Below are 21,242 nucleotides of genomic sequence, written 5' to 3' on the forward strand. Positions count from 1 at the left end.
AAAACAGGAGATGCAGTTATTATGAAAAAAGAACCATTTGTGACACTTGAGAAACTTAACGAAATTACTGAAAAGTTTCCGACACCCTTCCATCTCTATGATGAGAAGGGGATCCGTGAGAATGCAAAAGCCCTGAAAGAGGCCTTTGCATGGAACAAAGGATTCAAGGAATTTTTTGCGGTAAAGGCAACACCGAATCCATATCTGATCAATATTCTGCAGGAGTATGGCTGTGGCTGCGACTGCTCCTCAGAAACAGAGCTTATGATGGCCAAGGCAGTAGGCTGCAAAAAGGGCGATATCATGTTTTCTTCCAATGACACACCGGAGAAAGAGTTCAGATATGCAGATGAGATCGGTGGGATCATCAACCTTGATGACATCACACATATTGAGAGCGTAGAGAAAGCTCTCGGAAAAATCCCGGAAGTGATCAGCTGCCGTTACAATCCAGGTGGAGTATTTAAGATCAGTAACGGTATCATGGATAATCCCGGAGATGCAAAATACGGAATGACTACCGAGCAGATCTTTGACGCATTCCGTATCCTGAAATCCAAAGGTGCCAAAGAGTTTGGAATCCATGCATTCCTTGCAAGCAACACAGTGACCAATGATTATTATCCAATGCTTGCAAAGGTTATGTTTGAGCTTGCCGTGAAGCTTCAGAAGGAGACAGGTGCACACATTAAATTCATCAACCTTTCCGGTGGTATCGGAATTCCTTATAAACCGGATCAGGAGCCAAATGATATCCGTGTGATCGGTGAGGGTGTCCGCAAGGTTTATGAAGAAGTACTTGTTCCGGAAGGAATGGGTGATGTTGCGATCTATACAGAGCTTGGCCGTTTCATGATGGGACCGTATGGCTGCCTTGTCACAAAAGCAATCCATGAGAAGCATACACATAAAGAGTATATCGGCGTAGATGCCTGTGCAGTAAATCTGATGCGTCCGGCTATGTATGGTGCTTATCATCACATTACGGTTATGGGTAAGGAGAACGAGCCGTGCGATCATAAATATGATGTGACAGGTTCCCTCTGTGAGAATAATGATAAATTTGCCATTGACCGTATGCTTCCGAAAATCGACAAGGGAGATCTTCTTGTGATCCATGATACAGGTGCTCATGGTTTTGCAATGGGTTATAACTACAATGGTAAACTGAAATCTGCAGAGATCCTTCTTCATGAGGACGGCAGCTTTGAGATGATCCGTCGTGCCGAGACACCGAGAGATTATTTTGCAACCTTTGACTGCTTCCCTGTTTTTGAGAAACTTCTTCAGGATGAAGACGAACTGAAATAAAATAGCGGAAATATATAAAAACAGCCCTCTATGCATCTTGGTAATGATGCATAGAGGGCTGTTTTATGTTTAAGTATCTGGTAGGCATAAGATCGCGAGCAGGGCGGAAGGTGGTCAAATGCAGGGTTACAGCTTCCGGCTGTCGGAGATTTCTGCCAGGGCTTTTCTAAACTCAAAGAAAAACAGGATGGCAGTAAATGTAACGGCCAAGATATCCGCAACCGGCTCGGCCATATAAACTGCATTTGTCCGGTCAGCACGGAAAATATTGGGCAGGATATAGATCAGCGGGATGACCAGAATAAATTTCCGGACAATAGCCACAATGATGGAATCTTTGGCTCTGCCAAGGGAGATAAAGGTCATCTGGCAGGCAATCTGGATACCAAAGATAAACACAACTGCCATATAGATCCGGAGCGCTGTTTTTGTGAAAGCAAGTAATGTACTGTCCGAAGTAAACATTCCGGCAAAGATCTGCGGGAAGATCATAATGATCAGCCACAGGATCACGGAATAAGAAACACTTGTTTTTATAAGAAGCTTAAATGTAGAACGTACACGTTTTTCGTTACGTGCACCATAGTTGTAGCTGATGATAGGCTGTGCACCCTGACCAAGTCCCTGAAGAGGAAGCATGGCAAACTGCATGACGCTGGTAAGGATAGTCATGGCTCCTACTGCAACATCCCCGCCGTATTTTAAGAGTGAGGAGTTGTAGCAGACAGAGATAACGCTTTCACTGAGCTGCATGACAAAGAGAGAAGAGCCAAGAGCCATACAGGGCAGAATGATATCGGCTTTCAGTTTCATGGTGCTTTTCCGAAGCTTCAGGAAGGTCTTTTTTCCAAAGAGGAAGGAGAGGACCCAGATGCAGGAAAATGCCTGGGAGATCACTGTTGCCAGAGCAGCGCCCCGGACACCCATGTGGAATCCGAAAATAAAAACCGGATCCAGAATAATGTTGGAGATCGCACCGATCAGTACAGAGAGCATTCCGGTTTTTGCGAATCCCTGGGCTGTGATGAAATTATTCATGCCAAGAGTCAGCTGTACAAAGATAGTTCCTACTGCATAGATATTCATGTAACCCACCGCATAGTCGATGGTGTTTGCACTGGCGCCGAATGCAAGGAGAAGGCTGCGGTTTCCGAGAAACAGGATAACAGTCAGGATCAGGGAGATGATGATCTGCATGGTGAAGCAGTTTCCGAGAGTCTGTTCGGCTTTCGACGTGTCATTTTTACCCATAAAGATGCTGGCTCTGGGAGCGCCTCCGTTTCCGACAAGAGCAGCGAAGGCAGATACGACCATAATAAGCGGCATACATACACCTACACCGGTAAGGGCAAGAGCACCCTCTCCGGGAATATGACCAATATAGATACGATCGACGATATTGTAGAGCATATTGATGAGCTGTGCGGCAACGGTAGGAAGTGCAAGCTGCAGAAGAAGCTTTCCGACGGACTCGGTTCCTAAAAAGCTTTTGTCTTTTTCCATTTTTTTATTCCTTTCGTGTTTTTGGGTAGTATATAATAAAGACCTGACAGATTTCTCCGTCAGGTCTTTTATGCGAATGCCGCTGGCCGGACTCGAACCGGCACGGATTGCTCCGCTTGATTTTGAGTCAAGTGCGTCTGCCAATTCCGCCACAGCGGCATAACCATTTATTATAATAGCACAGTATCAGGTGGCTTGCAAGGATTTTTTCAGAATAAAGGTATTATTTGGAAATATTTTTAATTCTAAAAAGTTTATGAAATCGGATGAGGCATCCTTGAAATTGACTGAAAAAAGTGGTAGAGTGTACTACAAGGCTGTACCACCTGATATAGCACTGTGGATATAGCAATATACTATAAGATAACGGAGGAGACTGCATGAATCTGAATTCAAAAAAACCAGAGAAGCGGCCGCTGTATGTATATTACATTATTGCGGTCGTAATTATTGTTCTGCTGAATGTTTTTGCTCTTCCTGCTCTTTCTGAGAGAAGTGTAAAAGAGACCGATTACACCACCTTCCTGAAAGCTGTAGACAGAGGAAAAGTATATGAAGCAACTATTAATTCTGATTATATCTATTATACGATGAAGGTAGATGGAAATGATGTCTATTGTAAGACGGTATCTGTAGAGGATCAGGATCTTGTATCCCATCTTTACGATGCGGGCGTAAGTATAGAGGGTACTGCACCGCAGAGACAGTCCCTGCTTTTATCTCTGATCCTGGGATATGTACTCCCGATCGCAATTTTTATTCTCCTGGGACGCTGGCTCAGCAAGAAGATGATGAGTTCCATGGGAAACGGAGGACCGGGAGGAATGATGTCCTTTGGCAAAAGCAATGCCAAGGTTTATGTGAAATCCTCTACGGGAATCAAATTTTCAGATGTTGCCGGTGAGGATGAAGCCAAGGAGCTTTTGACGGAAATTGTAGATTTCCTTCATAATCCGGAGAAATACAGAGAAATCGGTGCTTCCATGCCGAAGGGTGCCCTTCTTGTAGGCCCTCCCGGAACCGGTAAAACTCTTCTTGCCAAGGCAGTTGCCGGTGAGGCGGAGGTTCCGTTTTTCTCAATTTCCGGTTCGGAATTTGTGGAGATGTTTGTGGGTATGGGTGCTGCCAAGGTCCGTGATCTTTTTAAACAGGCCAATGAGAAGGCACCATGTATCGTATTTATTGATGAGATCGATACGATCGGTAAGAAACGTGACGGCTCCGGAATGGGCGGCGGAAACGATGAGCGTGAGCAGACATTGAACCAGCTTTTGACAGAGATGGACGGTTTTGACGGTTCCAAGGGTGTTGTGATCCTGGCAGCTACCAACCGACCGGATTCCCTTGACCCTGCACTTCTTCGTCCGGGACGTTTTGACAGAAGGATCCCGGTTGAGCTTCCGGATCTTCAGGGGCGTGAGGAAATCCTGAAGGTTCATGCCAAGAAGATCAAAATTGCGGATACAGTCCGGTTTGATGAAATTGCCAAGGCGGCAGTCGGTGCCTCCGGTGCGGAGCTTGCCAATATTGTCAACGAGGCAGCTCTCCGTGCAGTCCGCGACGGACGGAAATTTGCCACACAGGCGGATTTTGAAGAAAGCATCGAAGTTGTTATTGCCGGATATCAGAAAAAGAACCGTGTACTTTCCAATAAGGAAAAGCTGATCGTTTCCTATCATGAGGTTGGTCATGCACTGGTTGCTGCCAAGCAGACAGATTCTGCACCGGTCCATAAGATCACGATCATTCCACGTACCTCCGGTGCACTGGGATATACCATGCAGGTAGATGAGCAGGAACATTTCCTGATGACTAAGGAAGAACTGGAGAATAAGATCGCTACATTTACAGGCGGCCGTGCAGCGGAAGAGCTGATCTTCCATTCCATTACTACCGGTGCCTCCAATGATATTGAGCAGGCGACCAAGATTGCCAGAGCGATGATCAGCAGGTATGGTATGAGTGATGATTTTGACATGGTTGCCATGGAAAATGTAAGCAATCAGTATCTTGGCGGAGATGCAAGTCTAACCTGTTCCTTTGAGACGCAGACGCTTTTGGACAAGAAGGTTGTGGAGCTTGTAAGACGGGAGCATGAAAAGGCTACGAAGATCCTGACAGATAATATCGGAAAGCTCCATGAGATTGCCAAGTATCTGTATGAGCATGAGACGATCACCGGTGAGGAGTTTATGAAGATCTTGAATGAAGCGCCGGTGGAGATTGAGAATACACAGGAAAATTAAATATGTTGGCGGGAGGGACGCCGAAGGGAATACTTCTGTATGGTCTTCGGCTTCCGTTGGGCGTTAGTTCTAAGACCCTGAAAATCTGCTAAAACCATTAAAAAAAGTTCGGAACTCGCGGCTTGTTGCCGCTCAGACAGCCGAACTTTTTTTAATAACGCAGATTTAACGCAGATTTTTAGAACCTAAGGACTAGCAGCCCTCATCCAGAGACAGAGCCATACAGAAGTATTCCCTCCGGCTGTGCTCTGGCCATGTGGATTGCTTCTGACTAGTCTTTACCATATTTCCGGGTGTACCTTGGAACAGGTGAGTGCCAGACTTCCGGGGCCGATGTGGCAGGAAACGCTCAGGGAGAGAGGGAAGATGTTGACTTCACCGATATTCGGAAAGGTGGTGAGGACTTCTTTTCGGAATTCTTCGGCTGCTTCCAGGTTGTGGGAGTGGATGACATCCAGGTTGATCTTTTCTCCAAAGCGGTCTGCAATGTCATCTTTGATGGCTTTAGTCATAGTGCTTTTTGCCTGGGTCATGGTGCGGGCCTTGGAGAAGGCGTCCAGCTTTTCGCCCTGGATCTGCAGAACCGGTTTCAGACGGAGCATGGTTCCGAGGGCTGCAGCTGCAGGAGTGATGCGGCCGCCCTGTTTCAGGTACTTCAGAGTAGCTACAGTGATATAGATGCTGGAGTCGAAGCGGGTTTTTTCCAGCCAGGTTCCGATCTCATCGGCAGAGAGACCGTTTTTAGCCTGCTGGATAGCCTCGATGGCAGAGTAACGTAAGGTCCCGGAGATCCTCTGGTTGTTTACGACACGTACACGGCCATCATAGTCTTCTGCAAGCATGCGGGCAGTCTGCATGGAGCTGGAGAGACCGCTGGACATGGGGATATGTACGATCTCGTCGTAGTCTTTGAGCAGCTTGTCCCAGAGGGTAGTGACGGATTCCGGTGTAGGCTGGGATGTGGAAACTCTGCAGCCTGGATTTTGTTCAAGATGCTGAAAGAACTCTGATTGGTTCATGTCAATGTCTTCCAGATATTCCTTATCATCTATAAAAAACGGCATTGGAAGCATGTAGATGCCAAGGTCTTTTACCTGAGTGGGAGACATGCCGCAGTTACTGTCTGTAACGATTGCTATAGATTTCATAATGGTGATCCTCCTTGCCTGGATTTTCATATTTGGTCAGTTTTTCTGTTTTCTGACCGGGACATCTCAAGTATACCACAGGAAACCGCCCTTGTCATTCAACGTTTAATTCGCTATAATGATATAACATTCTGGGAAATATTTCCCCAGTCTGGGGCAAATTGTGAAGCGGGATCTCAGAAGAGGCTTATCATATGGGAGAATCCGCTGCTTTGAAAGAGAGGAAAAATATGAACTGTCGTATTGCAGAGGGAATGGTTAATAAATATATCGATCATACGTTGCCGTTGAATGATCTGGAGGATTTTCTGGAGCATATTGAGAAGTGTTCCTCCTGCTACGATGAGCTTGCCACATATTTCATTGTACATAAGGCCATGCAGCAGCTGGATGAGAAACAGGAAGATACTGTTCTGGATTTTAAGGAGCTTCTGGAAGAGGATATCCGAAAATCCAGAAGGTATATCCGAAAAAAGAAATTTCACAGAGCGATCGCTGCAGTGGCAGTCTGCGTTCTGATCGCGGCACTGGTGGTCTTTCTTGTTTTTGTGATCCTGGAACTGAAGGAGGGAATTTGATTTTGAGTGAAAAAATATTACTGATCGATGGTCACAGCATCCTGAACCGTGCGTTTTATGGTCTGCCGGATCTTACCAATGCAGAAGGACGTCATACAGGAGCGGTATATGGATTTCTGAACATTATGTTCAGGATCATGGAGGAAGAGAAGCCGGAGTATCTTACCGTTGCATTTGATCTGAGTGCACCTACGTTCCGGCATAAGAGATATGAAGCCTATAAAGGCACCCGAAAACCCATGCCGGAGGAGCTTCGGGAACAGGTTCCGCTGATCAAGGAGATGCTTTCTGCCATGGGAATCAACATCATGTCCCTGGAAGGCTATGAAGCAGATGATCTTCTTGGTACGGTCGCCAGAAGAAGTGAAGCAAAGGGTATGGATGTTACCATTCTTTCCGGAGACCGTGATCTTCTTCAGCTTGCCACAGATAAGGTGCTGATCCGGCTTCCGAAGACTGTCCGGGGAAAGACAACCATTGAAAACTACCATACAGCGGAAGTTCTTGAGAAATATCAGGTAACGCCGCCGCAGATCATAGAACTGAAAGCGCTGATGGGCGACAGCTCTGATAATATTCCGGGAATCCCGGGCGTTGGAGAGAAAACCGCGACCAAGATGGTCGTGCAGTTCGGTTCCATTGAGAATGCTCATGAGCATCTGGAAGAGGTAAAGCCTAATAAGGCGAAAGAATCTCTCCGCGAGCATTATGATCTGGCACAGCTTTCCAAAGAGCTTGCAACCATCAACACAGATAGTCCGCTGGAATTTTCCTACGAAAAAGCGAAAGTGGAAAATCCCTATACTCCGGAGGCATATGAATTGTGTAAACGCCTGGAATTTAAGAACATGCTGAACCGTTTTGATCCGGCTACGACAGCAGATTCCTCCATGGAACTGGAATTTTTTACCTGTAATGATCTTTCCGGTGTGGAGGCACTGTTTGAAAAAGCAGCGCAGAAAGATCAGGTGGGTATTTCTGTTCTTGCAGATCCGGATCAGGTGTATACCGTGGGATTGGTCCTGGATGAAAAAGAAATCTATCAGATTCCGGTAGGAGGACTTCTCACAGGGGATTACCTTTGCGGAAAACTGAAAACTCTGGCGGACAGTACGGTGCTCTGTGCTATGGATATTAAATCAGTTCTCAAACATGTTTCCCTTGATGATCCGAAGAAGGTTTTTGATGCGGGGGTTGCTGCATATCTTCTGAACCCGCTGAAATCTTCCTATTCCCATGATGACATCGCCAGAGAATATCTGGATGGTATGATGCTCCCCTCAAAGGAAGACCTTCTTGGAAAGACTTCTCTGAAAAAGGCCTGGGAAGAGGAACTGGAATGCCTTGGAAATTATGCCTGCTATCAGGCGTTTGTGCCCTGCATGGCCCGAAAGGTTCTTCTTGAAAAACTGGATGAAACAGGCATGCGTAAGGTTTATGATGAGATCGAGCTTCCTCTTGTCTTTACCCTGGATTCCATGGAAAAATGGGGGATTTCCGTTAAGGGTGAAGAGCTTAAGAGCTATGGTGAAAAACTTAAAGTCCGTATCCGGGAGCTGGAAAAAACCATCTGGCAGGAAGCAGGGGAGGAGTTTAATATCAATTCCCCGAAACAGCTGGGTGTGATCCTTTTTGAAAAGCTGGGACTTCCAGGTGGAAAGAAGACCAAGACTGGCTATTCCACAGCGGCGGATATCCTGGATAAGCTGGCGCCGGATCATGCCATCGTAAAAGATATCCTGGAGTACCGCCAGCTGACCAAGCTGAAATCCACTTATGCAGATGGTCTCGGAAATGTGATCGGAGAAGATGGAAGGATCCACTCTACTTTTAATCAGACGATCACAGCAACTGGTCGTATCAGCAGTACAGATCCGAATCTTCAAAACATACCGGTCCGCATGGAGCTGGGTAGGCTGATCCGTAAGGTTTTTGTGCCGGAGGAGGGATTTGTATTTCTGGATGCAGATTATTCCCAGATCGAGCTTCGTGTGCTGGCACATATGTCCGGTGATGAAAAACTGATCCAGGCTTATCGTGAGGCGGAGGATATCCACCGGCTCACCGCATCCCAGGTGTTTCATGTGCCGCTGGATGAAGTGACATCTCTTCAGCGAAGAAATGCCAAGGCGGTAAATTTCGGAATCGTTTATGGGATCAGTTCCTTTGGACTGAGCCAGGATCTGAGTATTACCAGAAAAGAGGCAGCTGCCTATATTGAGAAATATTTCGAGACCTATCCGAAGATCAAGGGCTTTCTGGACGGTCTGGTAAAGGATGGCAAGGAACACGGTTATGTGACAACTATGTTCGGCAGACGAAGGCCCGTGCCGGAGCTGAGATCCAGTAATTTCATGCAGCGCTCCTTCGGAGAACGTGTAGCCATGAACTCTCCGATCCAGGGTACTGCAGCAGATATCATCAAAATAGCCATGAACCATGTTTATGAACGAATGAAAAAAGAGGGACTGCGTTCAAGACTGGTGCTGCAGGTTCACGATGAGCTTCTGATCGAGACAAAGAAAGAAGAGATCGAGGAAGTTTCCCGTATTCTGGAAGAAGAGATGAAGGGAGCTGCAGACCTTGCAGTGGAACTTGACGTAGATATGCACCAGGGTGACAGCTGGTATGAGGCGAAATAAATGAGAGTGATCGGAGTAACCGGCGGAGTAGGGGCCGGAAAAAGTACAGTACTTGGAATCCTGGAAGAAGATTTCCAGGCATATGTGATCCAGGCAGACCAGCTTGGTCACATTCTGATGGAACCGGGGGAAGAATGTTACGATGCGGTGATCGCATTGTTTGGAAAAGAAATCATAAAAAAAGATAAAACTATTGACCGGAGACGGATTTCTGATGTAGTATTCACAGATAAGGATATGCTTTTGAAATTAAACGGGATCATCCATCCGGCTGTAAAGCAGAGAATCCTGGATCTTCTTGGAGAACAGAAGGAAGCCGGAAGAGAGATCTGTGTTGTGGAAGCTGCTCTTTTTCTGGAAGAGAATTATCAGGAATTCTGTGATGAAGTCTGGTATGTGTATACAGAGGAGGAAATCCGGATCCGTCGTCTGATGGAAAGCCGAGGCTATTCCAGAGAGAAATCTCTTGGCATTATCCGAAACCAGGTATCTGACCAGGTTTTCAGAGAACATACGGATTATGTGATCGAGAACAATGGAGATCTGAAGGGTACCCGGAGACAGATCAGAGAAGGGATAGAGAGAAATGAGACTTTGTAGTATTGCCAGCGGAAGCAGCGGCAACTGTATTTATGTGGGATCTGAGGAGGCACATGTTCTGGTAGATGTGGGGATCAGCGGGAAGAGTATCGAAAAGGGCCTGAATTCCCTGGATCTTACCGGGAAAGATGTGGACGGTATCCTGATCACACATGAACATTCCGACCATATCAAGGGACTGGGAGTGATCTCCAGAAAATACGGAATTCCCATCTATACCACAGGTGGAACAGCAGATGCCATGCTTCGTATGAAATCCCTTGGAAAAATGCCGGAGGGACTGATCCACGAGATCCGGGAGGATGAGCCTTTTGGGATCAAGGACCTGACGGTAAATCCTTTTACCATTCCCCATGATGCTGCACAGCCGGTGGGTTACCGCCTGGAATGTGGAGAGCATTCTGTGGGCATTGCCACAGACCTTGGAAAATATAATGATTACATTGTAAAAAATCTGGAGAATCTGGATGCAGTGCTTTTGGAAGCAAATCATGACATCCGCATGCTTCAGGTTGGAAAATACCCTTATTATCTCAAGCAGAGGATTCTGGGAGACCGTGGGCATCTCTCCAATGAGAATGCAGGACGTCTGCTCTGTCGGATCCTCCATGATAATCTGAAGGCGGTTTTTCTCGGCCATTTAAGCAGAGAAAACAACTATGAAGAACTTGCCTACGAGACTGTGTGCTCGGAGGTGACACTTGGTGACAACCCGTACCGTTCCAGGGATTTTAAGATCCAGGTAGCGAAGAGGGATCACATATCAGAAATAATCACAGTGTAGAAAGGAAAAAACGATGAAGAAGACAATTATCACAGTAGTAGGAAATGACACAGTAGGAATTATTGCAAAGGTTTGTACATATCTTGCAGAGAATCAGGTTAATATTCTGGATATTTCTCAGACCATCGTTCAGGGTTACTTCAACATGATGATGATCGCAGACACAGCAAAATGTGAAAAGGATGGCGGTGAACTTGCAAAAGAGCTTGAAAATCTGGGCAAGGAGATCGGTGTTGTGATCCACTGCCAGCATGAAGATATTTTTAACATGATGCATCGAGTATGATCAAGCAGCGAATGCGGATTGCCAATGCATATGATATCTACTTTACATCAATCATCAGGGAGAAAATAAAATGATCAATATTTTTGAGGTAAACGAGACAAATAAAATGATCGAGCAGGAGAATCTGGATGTGCGTACCATCACCATGGGGATCAGCCTTCTGGACTGTATCGATCCTGACCTGGATGCACTGAATCAGAAAATATACGAAAAGATCACCACAAAGGCCAGAAATCTGGTAGCTACCGGTGATGAGATCGCAACCGAGTACGGTATCCCGGTTGTGAATAAACGAATTTCCGTAACACCCATTGCTCTGGTTGGCGGGGCTGCATGTAAGAAACCGGAGGATTTTGTGACCATCGCAAGAACGTTGGATAAATGTGCCAAGGAAGTTGGCGTTAACTTTATCGGCGGATATTCTGCACTGGTAAGCAAAGGAATGACTCCGGCAGAGGAGCTTCTTATCCGCTCCATTCCTCAGGCAATGGCAGAAACAGAGCGCGTCTGCAGTTCTGTAAACGTTGGTTCCACCAAGACCGGTATCAACATGGATGCCGTAAAGCTGATGGGCGAGATCATCCTCGCAACAGCAGAGGCTACTAAGGACCAGGATTCTCTTGGATGTGCCAAGCTGGTAGTATTCTGTAACGCACCGGATGATAACCCGTTTATGGCAGGCGCGTTCCATGGTGTCACAGAGGCGGACTGCATCATCAACGTAGGTGTCAGTGGCCCTGGCGTTGTAAAGAAAGCTCTGGAGCAGGTTCGTGGCGAGGACTTCGGAACTCTCTGCGAGATGATCAAACGTACCGCATTCAAAGTTACACGAGTTGGACAGCTGGTTGCACGTGAGGCATCCAAGCGTCTTGACGTGCCGTTTGGTATTGTGGATCTTTCTCTTGCACCGACACCGGCTATCGGTGATTCCGTAGCTGAGATCCTGGAAGAGATCGGCCTTGAGAGAGCCGGTGCACCTGGAACAACTGCAGCGCTTGCACTTCTCAACGACCAGGTGAAGAAAGGCGGCGTTATGGCAGCAGCTGCTGTGGGCGGATTAAGTGGTGCCTTTATTCCTGTCAGCGAGGATCAGGGAATGATCGATGCGGTAAACGAGGGAGCTCTTACTCTGGAGAAGCTGGAAGCCATGACCTGTGTATGCTCTGTTGGTCTGGACATGATCGCAGTTCCGGGAGATACCAAGGCGACTACACTGGCAGGTATCATCGCAGATGAGTCTGCCATCGGTATGGTAAATCAGAAGACAACTGCAGTACGTCTCATCCCGGTTATCGGTAAGGGTGTGGGCGAAACGGTTGAGTTCGGAGGTCTTCTTGGCTATGCTCCGATCATGCCTGTAAATTCCTTCTCCTGTGATGCATTTGTACAGAGAGGTGGAAGGATCCCGGCACCGATCCACAGCTTTAAGAATTAATTTTATTTTTGGACTTGACAGACTCACGTTGATGTGCTAAAGTAAACACAACTTAAAAAACAAACCAGTGAGAAAGAGAAGTAAACATTTCAGGAAGCTTCACAGAGAGCGGTGATGGTGGAAATCCGCAGGGGACCAGATGTTGAATGGACTTTCGAGGGCGGCCCGAACTATTTATCTGTACAGTAGGCGCCGACGGGAACCGAACCCGTTACCAATGAGGAGTGTATGTTAGTACACCGGAAAGTGGACGATTCGTCAATTTGAGTGGTACCGCGATAATAAAGAACTTTTATTACCGTCTCAAGCATGATATAAGCTTGGGACGGTTTTTGTGTTACAGGAAAAGCGATTCTGTCGCATGAAAGTTGTTCCGGAAAAGCAGACCGCAAGGTGTACAAAAGGTAATCATAAGCGGAAATAAGAAGGGAGAACAAAACCATGAAAAAAAGAATGTTAGTGATCGCAGCAGCAGTAGCAGCAACAACTATGATGATGACAAGCCCGGTTATGGCGGAGGATTTTAAAGTGGGCATCTGCAATTATGTAGATGATGCTTCCCTGAACCAGATCGTAGACAACATCCAGTCCCGTCTGGAGGAGCTTGGCAAAGAAAAGGGTGTCACATTTGATGTGTCTTATGATAACTGTAATGCAGATGCCAGTGTTATGGAACAGATCATTTCAGATTTTCAGGCGGATAAGGTTGACCTGATGGTTGGTGTGGCTACACCGGTGGCAATGCGTATGCAGTCCGCTACAGAGGGAAGCGATACACCGGTTGTTTTCTCCGCAGTATCTGATCCGGTTGGCTCCGGTCTTGTAGATTCTCTGGATGCTCCTGGTGCAAATATCACAGGAACCAGCGATTACCTGGATACTTCTTCTATCATGAAGCTGATCCAGGCACAGAATCCGGATGTAAAGAAGATCGGTCTTCTCTATGATGTCGGACAGGATTCCTCCACAACAGCGATCCAGGAAGCAAAAGATTATCTGGATAAAGAGGGAATCGAATATGTAGAGCGTACCGGAACCACTACCGATGAAGTCCAGCTCGCAGCAGATGCACTGATCGCTGACGGTGTGGATGCCGTATTTACACCTACGGACAACACCATCATGACAGCAGAGCTTTCTATTTATGAAAAATTCATCGACGCAGGAATCCCGCACTACACAGGTGCCGACTCCTTTGCATTAAATGGTGCCTTTGTAGGATATGGTGTTGATTATGCAAATCTGGGACAGAAAACAGCCGATATGATCGCTGACATCCTGATAGATAATGCGGATCCGTCTAAGACAGCTGTTGAAACCTTTGACAATGGTACTGCAACAGTTAATACAGAAACCTGCAAGGCACTTGGACTTGATTTCGATACCGTAAAGAAGGCATTTGAGCCTCTCTGCACACAGGTAAATGAGATCACAACTGCAGAAAGCTTTGATGAAGTAGAATCAAAATAAATTAACCGCTCACTTTTGTGAGCAGTTATGAAATAAATCCAATTGGAGGAAATCACTGTGACGATTGCAACTATGCTCTCCCTCGGGGAGACTGCCCTGAAGCTTGGACTGATCTGTTCTCTGACAGTTCTTGCTTTGTTCCTTAGTTATTCCATGCTGAATGTCTGCGACCTTTCTACAGATGGCTGCTTTACCTTCGGGGCCGCTGTAGGAGCCGTAGTTGCTGTAAGCGGACATCCGTTTCTGTCCATTGCGGCAGCCATGGCAGCAGGTGTTACATCAGGATTTGTAACGGCTATCCTGCAGACGAAGCTGGGGGTAGACAGCCTGCTTGCAGGTATTATTGTAAATACTGCATTATATTCCGTAAATATCGCGGTCATGGGAGGGTCATCCCTGATCAATATGAATCGGACGACCACAGTATTTACCATGATGAAGGATGCGCTTGCAGGTACAGCGTTAAAAGGTAGGGAAGATATCCTCATTGCAGCTATCGCAGTGATCCTCGTGATCGTATTTCTGGTATTCTTTCTGAAAACAAGACTTGGTCTTGCGATCCGGGCAACCGGAAATAATTCCGATATGGTAAAATCTTCCTCCATCAATCCGGTCTTTACAACGGTGATCGGCCTTTGCGTGGCAAATGCATTTACCGCACTTTCCGGATGCCTTCTGTCTCAGTCACAGAAATCCGTAGATATCAACATCGGTCAGGGTATGGTCACCATCGCACTGGCATCCTTGCTGATCGGAGGTACCCTTCTCGGACATGGAGGAATTTTTGTGAGAGCGGTGGGAATGGTGCTTGGTTCCTTTATCTTCCGCCTTGTGTATACCATCGCACTTCGGTTCAATATGCCGGCATTTATGCTGAAGCTGGTATCCTCTGTGATCGTTGTTCTTGCAATTTCCGGTCCGTATCTTAAGAAACAGTGGCCGCAGATCCGAAGAAGAATGACTCATGCAAAAGGGGGAAGATGATCTATGTTAAAAATCAGCCATATTTCAAAAACATTTAATCCGGGAACCGTAAACGAAAAAAAGGCAATCACAGATCTTTCCCTGGAACTGAAAAAAGGCGACTTTGCTACGATCATCGGTTCCAATGGTGCAGGAAAATCAACACTTTTTAATGCAATCTGCGGTGATTTTCTTACAGATGCCGGTTCGATCGAGCTGGATGGCAGGGATATCACATTTATGCCGCAGCATGCACGCGCAAAAGAGATCGGACGTCTTTATCAGGATCCGATGCGTGGTACTGCACCGGGAATGACGATCGAAGAGAATCTTGCACTTGCAGCCGGCAAGGGTGGGTGGCTTTCCCGCACGACCCGGCAGGAAAAAGAACGTTTCCGGGAAGAACTGAAGAAGCTGGACATTGGACTGGAAGAGCGGATGAGTCATCCGGTAGGTCTCCTTTCCGGTGGACAGAGACAGGCGCTGACGCTTTTGATGGCAACCATGAATCCGCCGAAATTACTTCTTCTGGACGAGCATACTGCAGCCCTTGATCCGGGAACTGCTGAGAAAGTCCTTAATCTCACCAGACGGATCGTGGAAGAAAATCAGCTGACCTGTCTGATGATCACACACAATATGCAGTCAGCAATTGATCTTGGTAACCGTATCCTGATGATGGACTCCGGCAATATCGTGCTGGATATCGGAGGGGAAGAGAAGAAGGATATGACCGTGGATGGCCTTCTTGAGAAATTTAAAACGGGAGTGGGCAAGGCTTTGGATAATGACCGTATTCTTTTGTCTGAATAAACGGAATAAATAATGAAGAACCGTTACCGATCATGTGTAAAGTGGAAAATGAATAGCTGCTTTACACAGGTGATGGTTCTTTTTTTATGAAAATTCTTGAGTATGTCACGTTACCGTGATAAAATAAATGAAATCACTTTGTGATTTCATTTATGAGCAAGTAGCGAAGCGGATTGCGAATATCCGTTTGATTTTATTATGGAAGAGGGACGAATGATATGCAGTTTTCAAAAAGATTGGACCGATTTGGAGATGAAATTTTTGCTGCTCTGAACAACCGACGTATGGAGCTGGAAGCACAGGGCATGAAGATCTATAACATGAGTGTGGGAACTCCGGATTTCAAGACTCCGGAATATATCAAGAAAGCTGTAGCGGAAGCAGCTATGGATGACAACAACTGGAAATACAGTCTCCGTGATCTGCCGGAGCTTCTGGATGCAGTCTGTATTTATTATAAGAAACGTTTTGATGTGGAACTGACACCGGACATGGTAATGACTGTTTATGGAAGCCAGGAAGGAATGGGGCATCTTGGCATGGCGCTTTGTGATGAGGGAGATACAGTACTTCTTCCGGATCCGTGCTATCCCGTATTTGCAGCAGGAAGTCTGATGGCAGGAGCAGTTCCTTACTATTATCCGCTGGTTGCAGAGCATGATTTCCTTCCCTATGTAAAGGGAATTCCGGAAGAAATAGCGAATAAGGCTAAATATATGGTAGTATCCCTGCCGTCCAACCCGGTAGGAAGCATTGCCACTCCGGGACTTTACGAAGAAATCGTGGAATTTGCGAAAAAATATGATATTCTGATCATTCATGATAATGCGTACAGCGATATTATTTTTGACGGGGCATTTGGAGGAAGTTTTTTGGCCACTCCGGGAGCGAAAGATATTGGAGTGGAATTTTTCAGTCTTTCCAAATCCTTCAATGTTACAGGCGCAAGACTTAGCTTTCTGGTAGGCCGGTCGGATGTGATCGCAGCGCTCCGCAAATTGAGAAGCCAGATCGACTTCGGCATGTTCCTGCCGTTTCAGAAAGCAGCTATTGCAGCACTTCAGGGACCGCTGGACAGCGTAAAAGAACAGTGTCAGAAGTACCAGGAGAGAAGAGATGCTCTCTGCCAGGGACTTCGTGATATCGGATGGGAACTTCCAAATGGAAAAGGCACCATGTTTGTCTGGGCGAAGATCCCGGGTGGCCGCACCGACAGCATGGCATTCTGTATGGAACTGATGGAAAAGGCCGGCGTCATCGTGACTCCGGGAGCAAGCTTTGGTCCCCATGGAGAGGGCTACGTACGTTTCGCCCTGGTACTTCCGCCGGAGAAGATCCGGGAAGCAGTGGAAGCGATCCGAAAAAGCGGATTAAACTGAATAACTGAAAGTTGTTCAAAATCCGATCTCAAGCCATGAAAAGATTACTTATCAGCGTTCAAGCTGCTGTGGATCTTAAATGATCCGCAGCGGCTTTTTCATCTCGTGGATGAAAGGTTGACCTGTTTTGTGGCAGAGAAGCATTTCGTAAAGATTGGAAGCCGCACAGGTTTCATTAAAAAGTCGAAGCGCAGTTTCATCGAGGATCGCAGATGCATCGGCGGCTTTGGTGATCAGCGGGATCGAGGAGTTTTTCTTGATCTGGCTGAGAAGCGGAGCGCTGTTTTTTTGAAAGCCAAGTACCCGGGCATAGGGAATGTGTCCGGGTGCTTTTGTTTTTTGGTCAAGAAAGATCCGGACAAGGCTGCGGCAGATAGCAGAACGGGTAATATCCCGTGTTTTCAAAAGATCCGCAAACTGGGAAAAACCTTCATATTGATTTCGGGATTTCAGGATACGCCGGATCAGTGCATCCGAAAGCTCCGGATACATTTTTAAAGTTTCTTCGGATTCCAGAAGCAGTTTGTAATGCAGAGGAAGATCCAGTGCTGAGTCAGAAAGCCATGCTCCTTTTTTGAGAGAATCCAGGAATCCGGGAAGGGAAGCAGAAGGGATCAACCGGGAAAGATCAGCAGACTGCACAGTTCCTTCGGATTTTTTCATAAGGCTCCGGATGCCGGAAGCAGAGGGAAATTCTTCGTCGGAAAGAAGAGAAAAATCCGTATCATGATAACCACTTCCCTTTCTTAAAAGTGCATGAGGAAGGATATGGCTGTTAAGACGGAGAAGCGCTTTGCAGTATTCGATTCCCAGGATGTTATTGGGAGAAGAAAGAATGAGTTCAATATGTTCTGATGAAACGCCGAATGTGTTATGCACGGAAGTGGCTTTTTCTCGCATGTAACGGATCAAAGCACTGCTTCTTGCAGCAGGAAAACTCATTCCGGTACGAAGATTCTGCTGAAGGAGTTTGCGGTATTCAAACGGTTCCTTTACAAGAATCTGTGCAATATTCATAAGAGTCTCTGTATCTCCGCATTCACTTCCGAAACATAGCTCATCTACAACACCAAGCCCGTCAAGAAGGCTTACGCCACCTGCGGCAAATCCTTCCGCACTGGCCGTTGCTGTCTGTATCGGCATTTCCAGGATCAGATCGGCGCCTCCAAGAAGAGCCATCTCAGCCCGGAGATGTTTTTCCATAAGAGCAGGAGCCCCTCTTTGGACAAAATCTCCGCTCATGGCGATCACAATATAATCGGCACCAAGGATCTCCCGGGCATAGCGGATCTGGTATTCGTGACCTTTGTGAAATGGGTTATATTCTGCAATGATTCCAACAACTTTCATATAAAAAAGTACCTGCCGTTTCTGAAAATTATAATGGTGCTATTTTAACATAAGCAATGTAAAAAGTTAAGCGGCATTCGAAATCTGTTTTGCTGCCATAAAACCGAATGTTGCTGTCCGCTCTGGGCCCGGCAACACCCTTTGTGAGATACAGAAATCACGCAAATTTATGATCATGCGCCGAAATCCTCGGGCCATCTGTGATCTTTATCCACAAAAAACACATCGCAGAACATTGTCGGTAAACAGTAACAATTGCACTTCAAAAAATACGCAGTATAGCCATTTTCTGACAATGAAACGCTTGAAAAGAAAAGGGTAAGGGGGTATAATAAACATAGTGTAGTGCCCGAACAGACACTAGCGTTTTTGTTACATCAAGAAAGGAGCCATTTAATCATGGGATTTGTTGAACTGCTTAAAAAAAGAGCAAAAGAAAGCGTAAAAACAATTGTACTGCCAGAGACAGAGGATATGAGAACTCTTGAGGCAACTGACAAGATTCTGAAAGAGGGAGTTGCAAAGATCATCCTCATCGGTAATGAGGAAGAGATCAACAAGAAAGCTGCAGAGGGCGGCTTTGATATTTCCGGTGCACAGATCGTAGATCCGGAGAAATCTGACAGAACTCAGGCATATATTGATAAATTTGTAGAGCTGAGAGCAAAGAAGGGAATGACACCTGAGAAAGCGAAAGAGATCCTTCATACTCAGTACCCATACTATGGCGTAATGATGGTTAAGATGGGGGATGCAGACGGTATGGTATCCGGTGCATGCCATTCTACAGCAGATACACTTCGTCCATGCCTTCAGATCCTGAAGACAAAACCGGGAACCAAGCTTGTATCCGCATTCTTCCTGATCGTTGTTCCGGATTGCGAGTATGGTGCAAACGGTGCATTCGTATTTGCTGATTCCGGTCTGAACCAGAACCCGACTCCGGATGAGCTTTCTGCGATCGCAGCATCTTCTGCTGAGTCCTTTAAGCTTCTTGTTCAGGAGGAGCCGATCGTAGCTATGCTTTCCCACTCCACTAAGGGAAGTGCAAAGCATCCTGACGTAGATAAAGTCGTAGAGGCTACAAGAATTGCCAAAGAGGAGCATCCGGAGCTTAAACTTGACGGAGAGTTCCAGCTTGATGCAGCTATCGTTCCAAGCGTAGGCGCATCCAAAGCACCGGGAAGCGAAGTAGCAGGTAAAGCTAACGTACTGGTATTCCCTGACCTTGATGCAGGTAACATCGGATACAAGCTTGCTCAGCGTCTTGGTAAAGCAGAAGCATACGGACCTGTTACACAGGGTATCGCAAAACCTGTAAACGACCTGTCTCGCGGATGCTCTGCAGATGATATCGTAGGTGTTGTAGCGATCACAGCAGTACAGTGCCAGGCAGAGGATAAATAATTATTAAAAGATCAGGAGAGTTAAATCATGAACGTATTAGTTATCAACTGTGGAAGTTCTTCATTAAAATATCAGTTAATCGATTCTGAGACAGAGAATGTACTTGCAAAGGGTCTCTGCGAGAGAATCGGTATTGACGGAAGACTGGTATACCAGAAAGCCGGATGTGACAAAGAGATCACAGAGGCAGCTATGCCAACACATAAAGAAGCAATCCAGATGGTACTGGATGCTCTTACAAACGATAAGACAGGTGCAATCGGAAGCCTTAAAGAGGTTAATGCGATCGGACATCGTGTCGTACACGGAGGCGAGAAATTTGCTTCTTCCGCAGTGATCACAGACGAGATGATCAAAGCAGTAGAAGAGTGCAATGACCTTGCACCGCTCCACAACCCGGCTAACCTCATTGGTATCCGTGTATGTGCAGAGCTTATGCCAGGCGTACCGCAGGTAGGCGTATTTGATACCGCTTTCCATCAGACAATGCCTGCTAAAGCATATCTCTATGGACTTCCGCTTGACTTCTACAAGAAATATAAAGTAAGAAGATACGGTTTCCACGGAACATCCCACAGCTTCGTATCCAAGAGAGCTGTTGATTTCCTTGGCCTTGACAAAGACAACTCCAAAGTTATCGTCTGCCACCTTGGAAACGGATCTTCCATCAGCGCAGTTGTAAATGGCAAATGTGTAGATACAACAATGGGTCTTACACCACTTGAAGGTGTTGTTATGGGAACTCGTTCCGGTAACATCGATCCGGCTATCATGGAGTTCATTGCTAAGAAAGAGAACCTGGACATTGAGGGCGTTATGAACGTACTCAACAAGAAATCTGGTCTTCTCGGACTTTCCGGCGGACTTTCCAGCGACTTCCGTGACCTCAACGAGGCAGCTGAAGGCGGAAACGAGGATGCAGCTAATGCCATCGACGTTCTCTGCTATGGCATCGCTAAATTCGTAGGCGGATATGTTGCAGCAATGAATGGTGTTGACGCGATCGTCTTCACAGCAGGTATCGGTGAGAATGCGATCCCGGTACGTGAGAAGGTTGTCAGCTATCTCGGATACCTTGGCGTAACACTTGACAAAGATGCTAACGGACATCGTGGCGAGGAAATCGTGATCTCCACACCGGATTCCAAGGTTAAGGTTGCAGTTATCCCGACAAACGAGGAGCTTGCAATCTGCCGTGAGACTGTAGCACTGGTATAATCAGCTGTTTCAGTACCGGTACAGAACCGTTCGGGCATGATCGGTAATCAGGCAGAATTATATATTACTGTGGATCAGCAGTATACATTCGGGGGGCGGACAATTAAAG

General features: G+C 46.5%; 17 protein-coding genes, 1 tRNA gene and 1 other annotated feature. Of the genes, 14 read left to right on the forward strand and 4 right to left on the reverse strand.

The genetic code is table 11. From position 1 onward, the window contains the following. The first annotated feature begins 21 nt into the window (after window positions 1–21). Complete coding sequence (locus tag NCY57_RS05555) at window positions 22–1,311, forward strand: diaminopimelate decarboxylase (RefSeq protein ID WP_059085911.1); 1,290 nt, start codon at window positions 22–24, stop codon at window positions 1,309–1,311. A 126-nt stretch (window positions 1,312–1,437) separates the two neighbouring features. Here NCY57_RS05555 and NCY57_RS05560 read toward each other — a convergent pair whose 3' ends face one another. Both NCY57_RS05560 and NCY57_RS05565 read right to left on the reverse strand, forming a co-directional pair. Then, window positions 1,438–2,814, reverse strand: a complete 1,377-nt coding sequence (locus NCY57_RS05560) for an MATE family efflux transporter (RefSeq protein WP_114002555.1) — start codon at window positions 2,812–2,814, stop codon at window positions 1,438–1,440. 77 nt (window positions 2,815–2,891) lie between these two features. Further along, window positions 2,892–2,973 (reverse strand) — tRNA-Leu (locus tag NCY57_RS05565). A 221-nt stretch (window positions 2,974–3,194) separates the two neighbouring features. On the opposite strand from NCY57_RS05565, the gene ftsH reads away from it, so the two are divergent. After that, window positions 3,195–5,060 carry an ATP-dependent zinc metalloprotease FtsH gene (ftsH, locus tag NCY57_RS05570; RefSeq protein ID WP_015525255.1) on the forward strand — a complete coding sequence of 622 codons (1,866 nt, stop codon included), beginning with the start codon at window positions 3,195–3,197 and terminating at the stop codon, window positions 5,058–5,060. A 278-nt stretch (window positions 5,061–5,338) separates the two neighbouring features. Here the strand turns inward: ftsH and NCY57_RS05575 are convergent, their stop codons facing one another. Beyond that, window positions 5,339–6,208: a DegV family protein gene (locus tag NCY57_RS05575; RefSeq protein WP_044962134.1), complete on the reverse strand. Its 870-nt coding sequence runs from the start codon at window positions 6,206–6,208 to the stop codon at window positions 5,339–5,341. Window positions 6,209–6,402: 194 nt separating this feature from the next. On the opposite strand from NCY57_RS05575, the gene NCY57_RS05580 reads away from it, so the two are divergent. From NCY57_RS05580 to NCY57_RS05625, 10 genes are all read left to right on the forward strand, one after another. Next, the gene (locus NCY57_RS05580) at window positions 6,403–6,786 is read left to right on the forward strand and encodes an anti-sigma factor family protein (RefSeq protein WP_021652535.1); all 384 of its coding nucleotides are present in this window, start codon (window positions 6,403–6,405) and stop codon (window positions 6,784–6,786) included. A 2-nt stretch (window positions 6,787–6,788) separates the two neighbouring features. Next, the gene (gene polA, locus NCY57_RS05585) at window positions 6,789–9,428 is read left to right on the forward strand and encodes a DNA polymerase I (protein ID WP_250789541.1); all 2,640 of its coding nucleotides are present in this window, start codon (window positions 6,789–6,791) and stop codon (window positions 9,426–9,428) included. Next, entirely contained in the window at window positions 9,429–10,028 is a 600-nt protein-coding gene (gene coaE / locus NCY57_RS05590) for a dephospho-CoA kinase (protein ID WP_015525251.1), read from the forward strand. Continuing rightward, on the forward strand, window positions 10,015–10,812 hold the full coding sequence (locus NCY57_RS05595; RefSeq protein WP_015525250.1) for an MBL fold metallo-hydrolase: 798 nt from the start codon (window positions 10,015–10,017) through the stop codon (window positions 10,810–10,812). The genes coaE and NCY57_RS05595 overlap by 14 nt, the downstream gene beginning before the upstream one ends. Before the next feature lie 13 nt (window positions 10,813–10,825). After that, window positions 10,826–11,098, forward strand: coding sequence for an ACT domain-containing protein (locus NCY57_RS05600; RefSeq protein WP_015525249.1), 273 nt, complete (start codon window positions 10,826–10,828; stop codon window positions 11,096–11,098). A 70-nt stretch (window positions 11,099–11,168) separates the two neighbouring features. Then, window positions 11,169–12,533: a PFL family protein gene (locus NCY57_RS05605; RefSeq protein WP_015525248.1), complete on the forward strand. Its 1,365-nt coding sequence runs from the start codon at window positions 11,169–11,171 to the stop codon at window positions 12,531–12,533. Between the two features lie 58 nt (window positions 12,534–12,591). Then, window positions 12,592–12,842, forward strand: a binding site (T-box leader). Between the two features lie 132 nt (window positions 12,843–12,974). Further along, the gene (locus NCY57_RS05610; RefSeq protein WP_021652537.1) at window positions 12,975–14,003 is read left to right on the forward strand and encodes an ABC transporter substrate-binding protein; all 1,029 of its coding nucleotides are present in this window, start codon (window positions 12,975–12,977) and stop codon (window positions 14,001–14,003) included. Between the two features lie 72 nt (window positions 14,004–14,075). Continuing rightward, window positions 14,076–14,987 (forward strand): ABC transporter permease, encoded by a 912-nt coding sequence (locus NCY57_RS05615; protein ID WP_110103268.1) that lies wholly within the window; start codon window positions 14,076–14,078, stop codon window positions 14,985–14,987. 3 nt (window positions 14,988–14,990) lie between these two features. Next, window positions 14,991–15,779 (forward strand): ABC transporter ATP-binding protein, encoded by a 789-nt coding sequence (locus NCY57_RS05620; protein WP_015525247.1) that lies wholly within the window; start codon window positions 14,991–14,993, stop codon window positions 15,777–15,779. Window positions 15,780–15,997: 218 nt separating this feature from the next. Next, window positions 15,998–17,158 (forward strand): pyridoxal phosphate-dependent aminotransferase, encoded by a 1,161-nt coding sequence (locus NCY57_RS05625; protein ID WP_110103264.1) that lies wholly within the window; start codon window positions 15,998–16,000, stop codon window positions 17,156–17,158. A gap of 75 nt (window positions 17,159–17,233) precedes the next feature. On the opposite strand, the gene NCY57_RS05630 is transcribed toward NCY57_RS05625, so the two are convergent. Continuing rightward, window positions 17,234–18,508, reverse strand: coding sequence for a tRNA(Met) cytidine acetate ligase (locus NCY57_RS05630; RefSeq protein ID WP_129975052.1), 1,275 nt, complete (start codon window positions 18,506–18,508; stop codon window positions 17,234–17,236). A gap of 399 nt (window positions 18,509–18,907) precedes the next feature. Between NCY57_RS05630 and pta the strand changes: the two genes are divergently transcribed. Next, window positions 18,908–19,915, forward strand: a complete 1,008-nt coding sequence (pta, locus tag NCY57_RS05635) for a phosphate acetyltransferase (protein ID WP_015525244.1) — start codon at window positions 18,908–18,910, stop codon at window positions 19,913–19,915. Between the two features lie 27 nt (window positions 19,916–19,942). Beyond that, window positions 19,943–21,133: an acetate/propionate family kinase gene (locus NCY57_RS05640; protein ID WP_118369303.1), complete on the forward strand. Its 1,191-nt coding sequence runs from the start codon at window positions 19,943–19,945 to the stop codon at window positions 21,131–21,133. Window positions 21,134–21,242 lie beyond the last annotated feature (109 nt).

Origin of the sequence: Blautia sp. MB18-30, from assembly GCF_023669475.1 — a bacterium.
GTDB classification, from domain to species: Bacteria; Bacillota; Clostridia; order Lachnospirales; family Lachnospiraceae; genus Blautia_A; species Blautia_A fusiformis.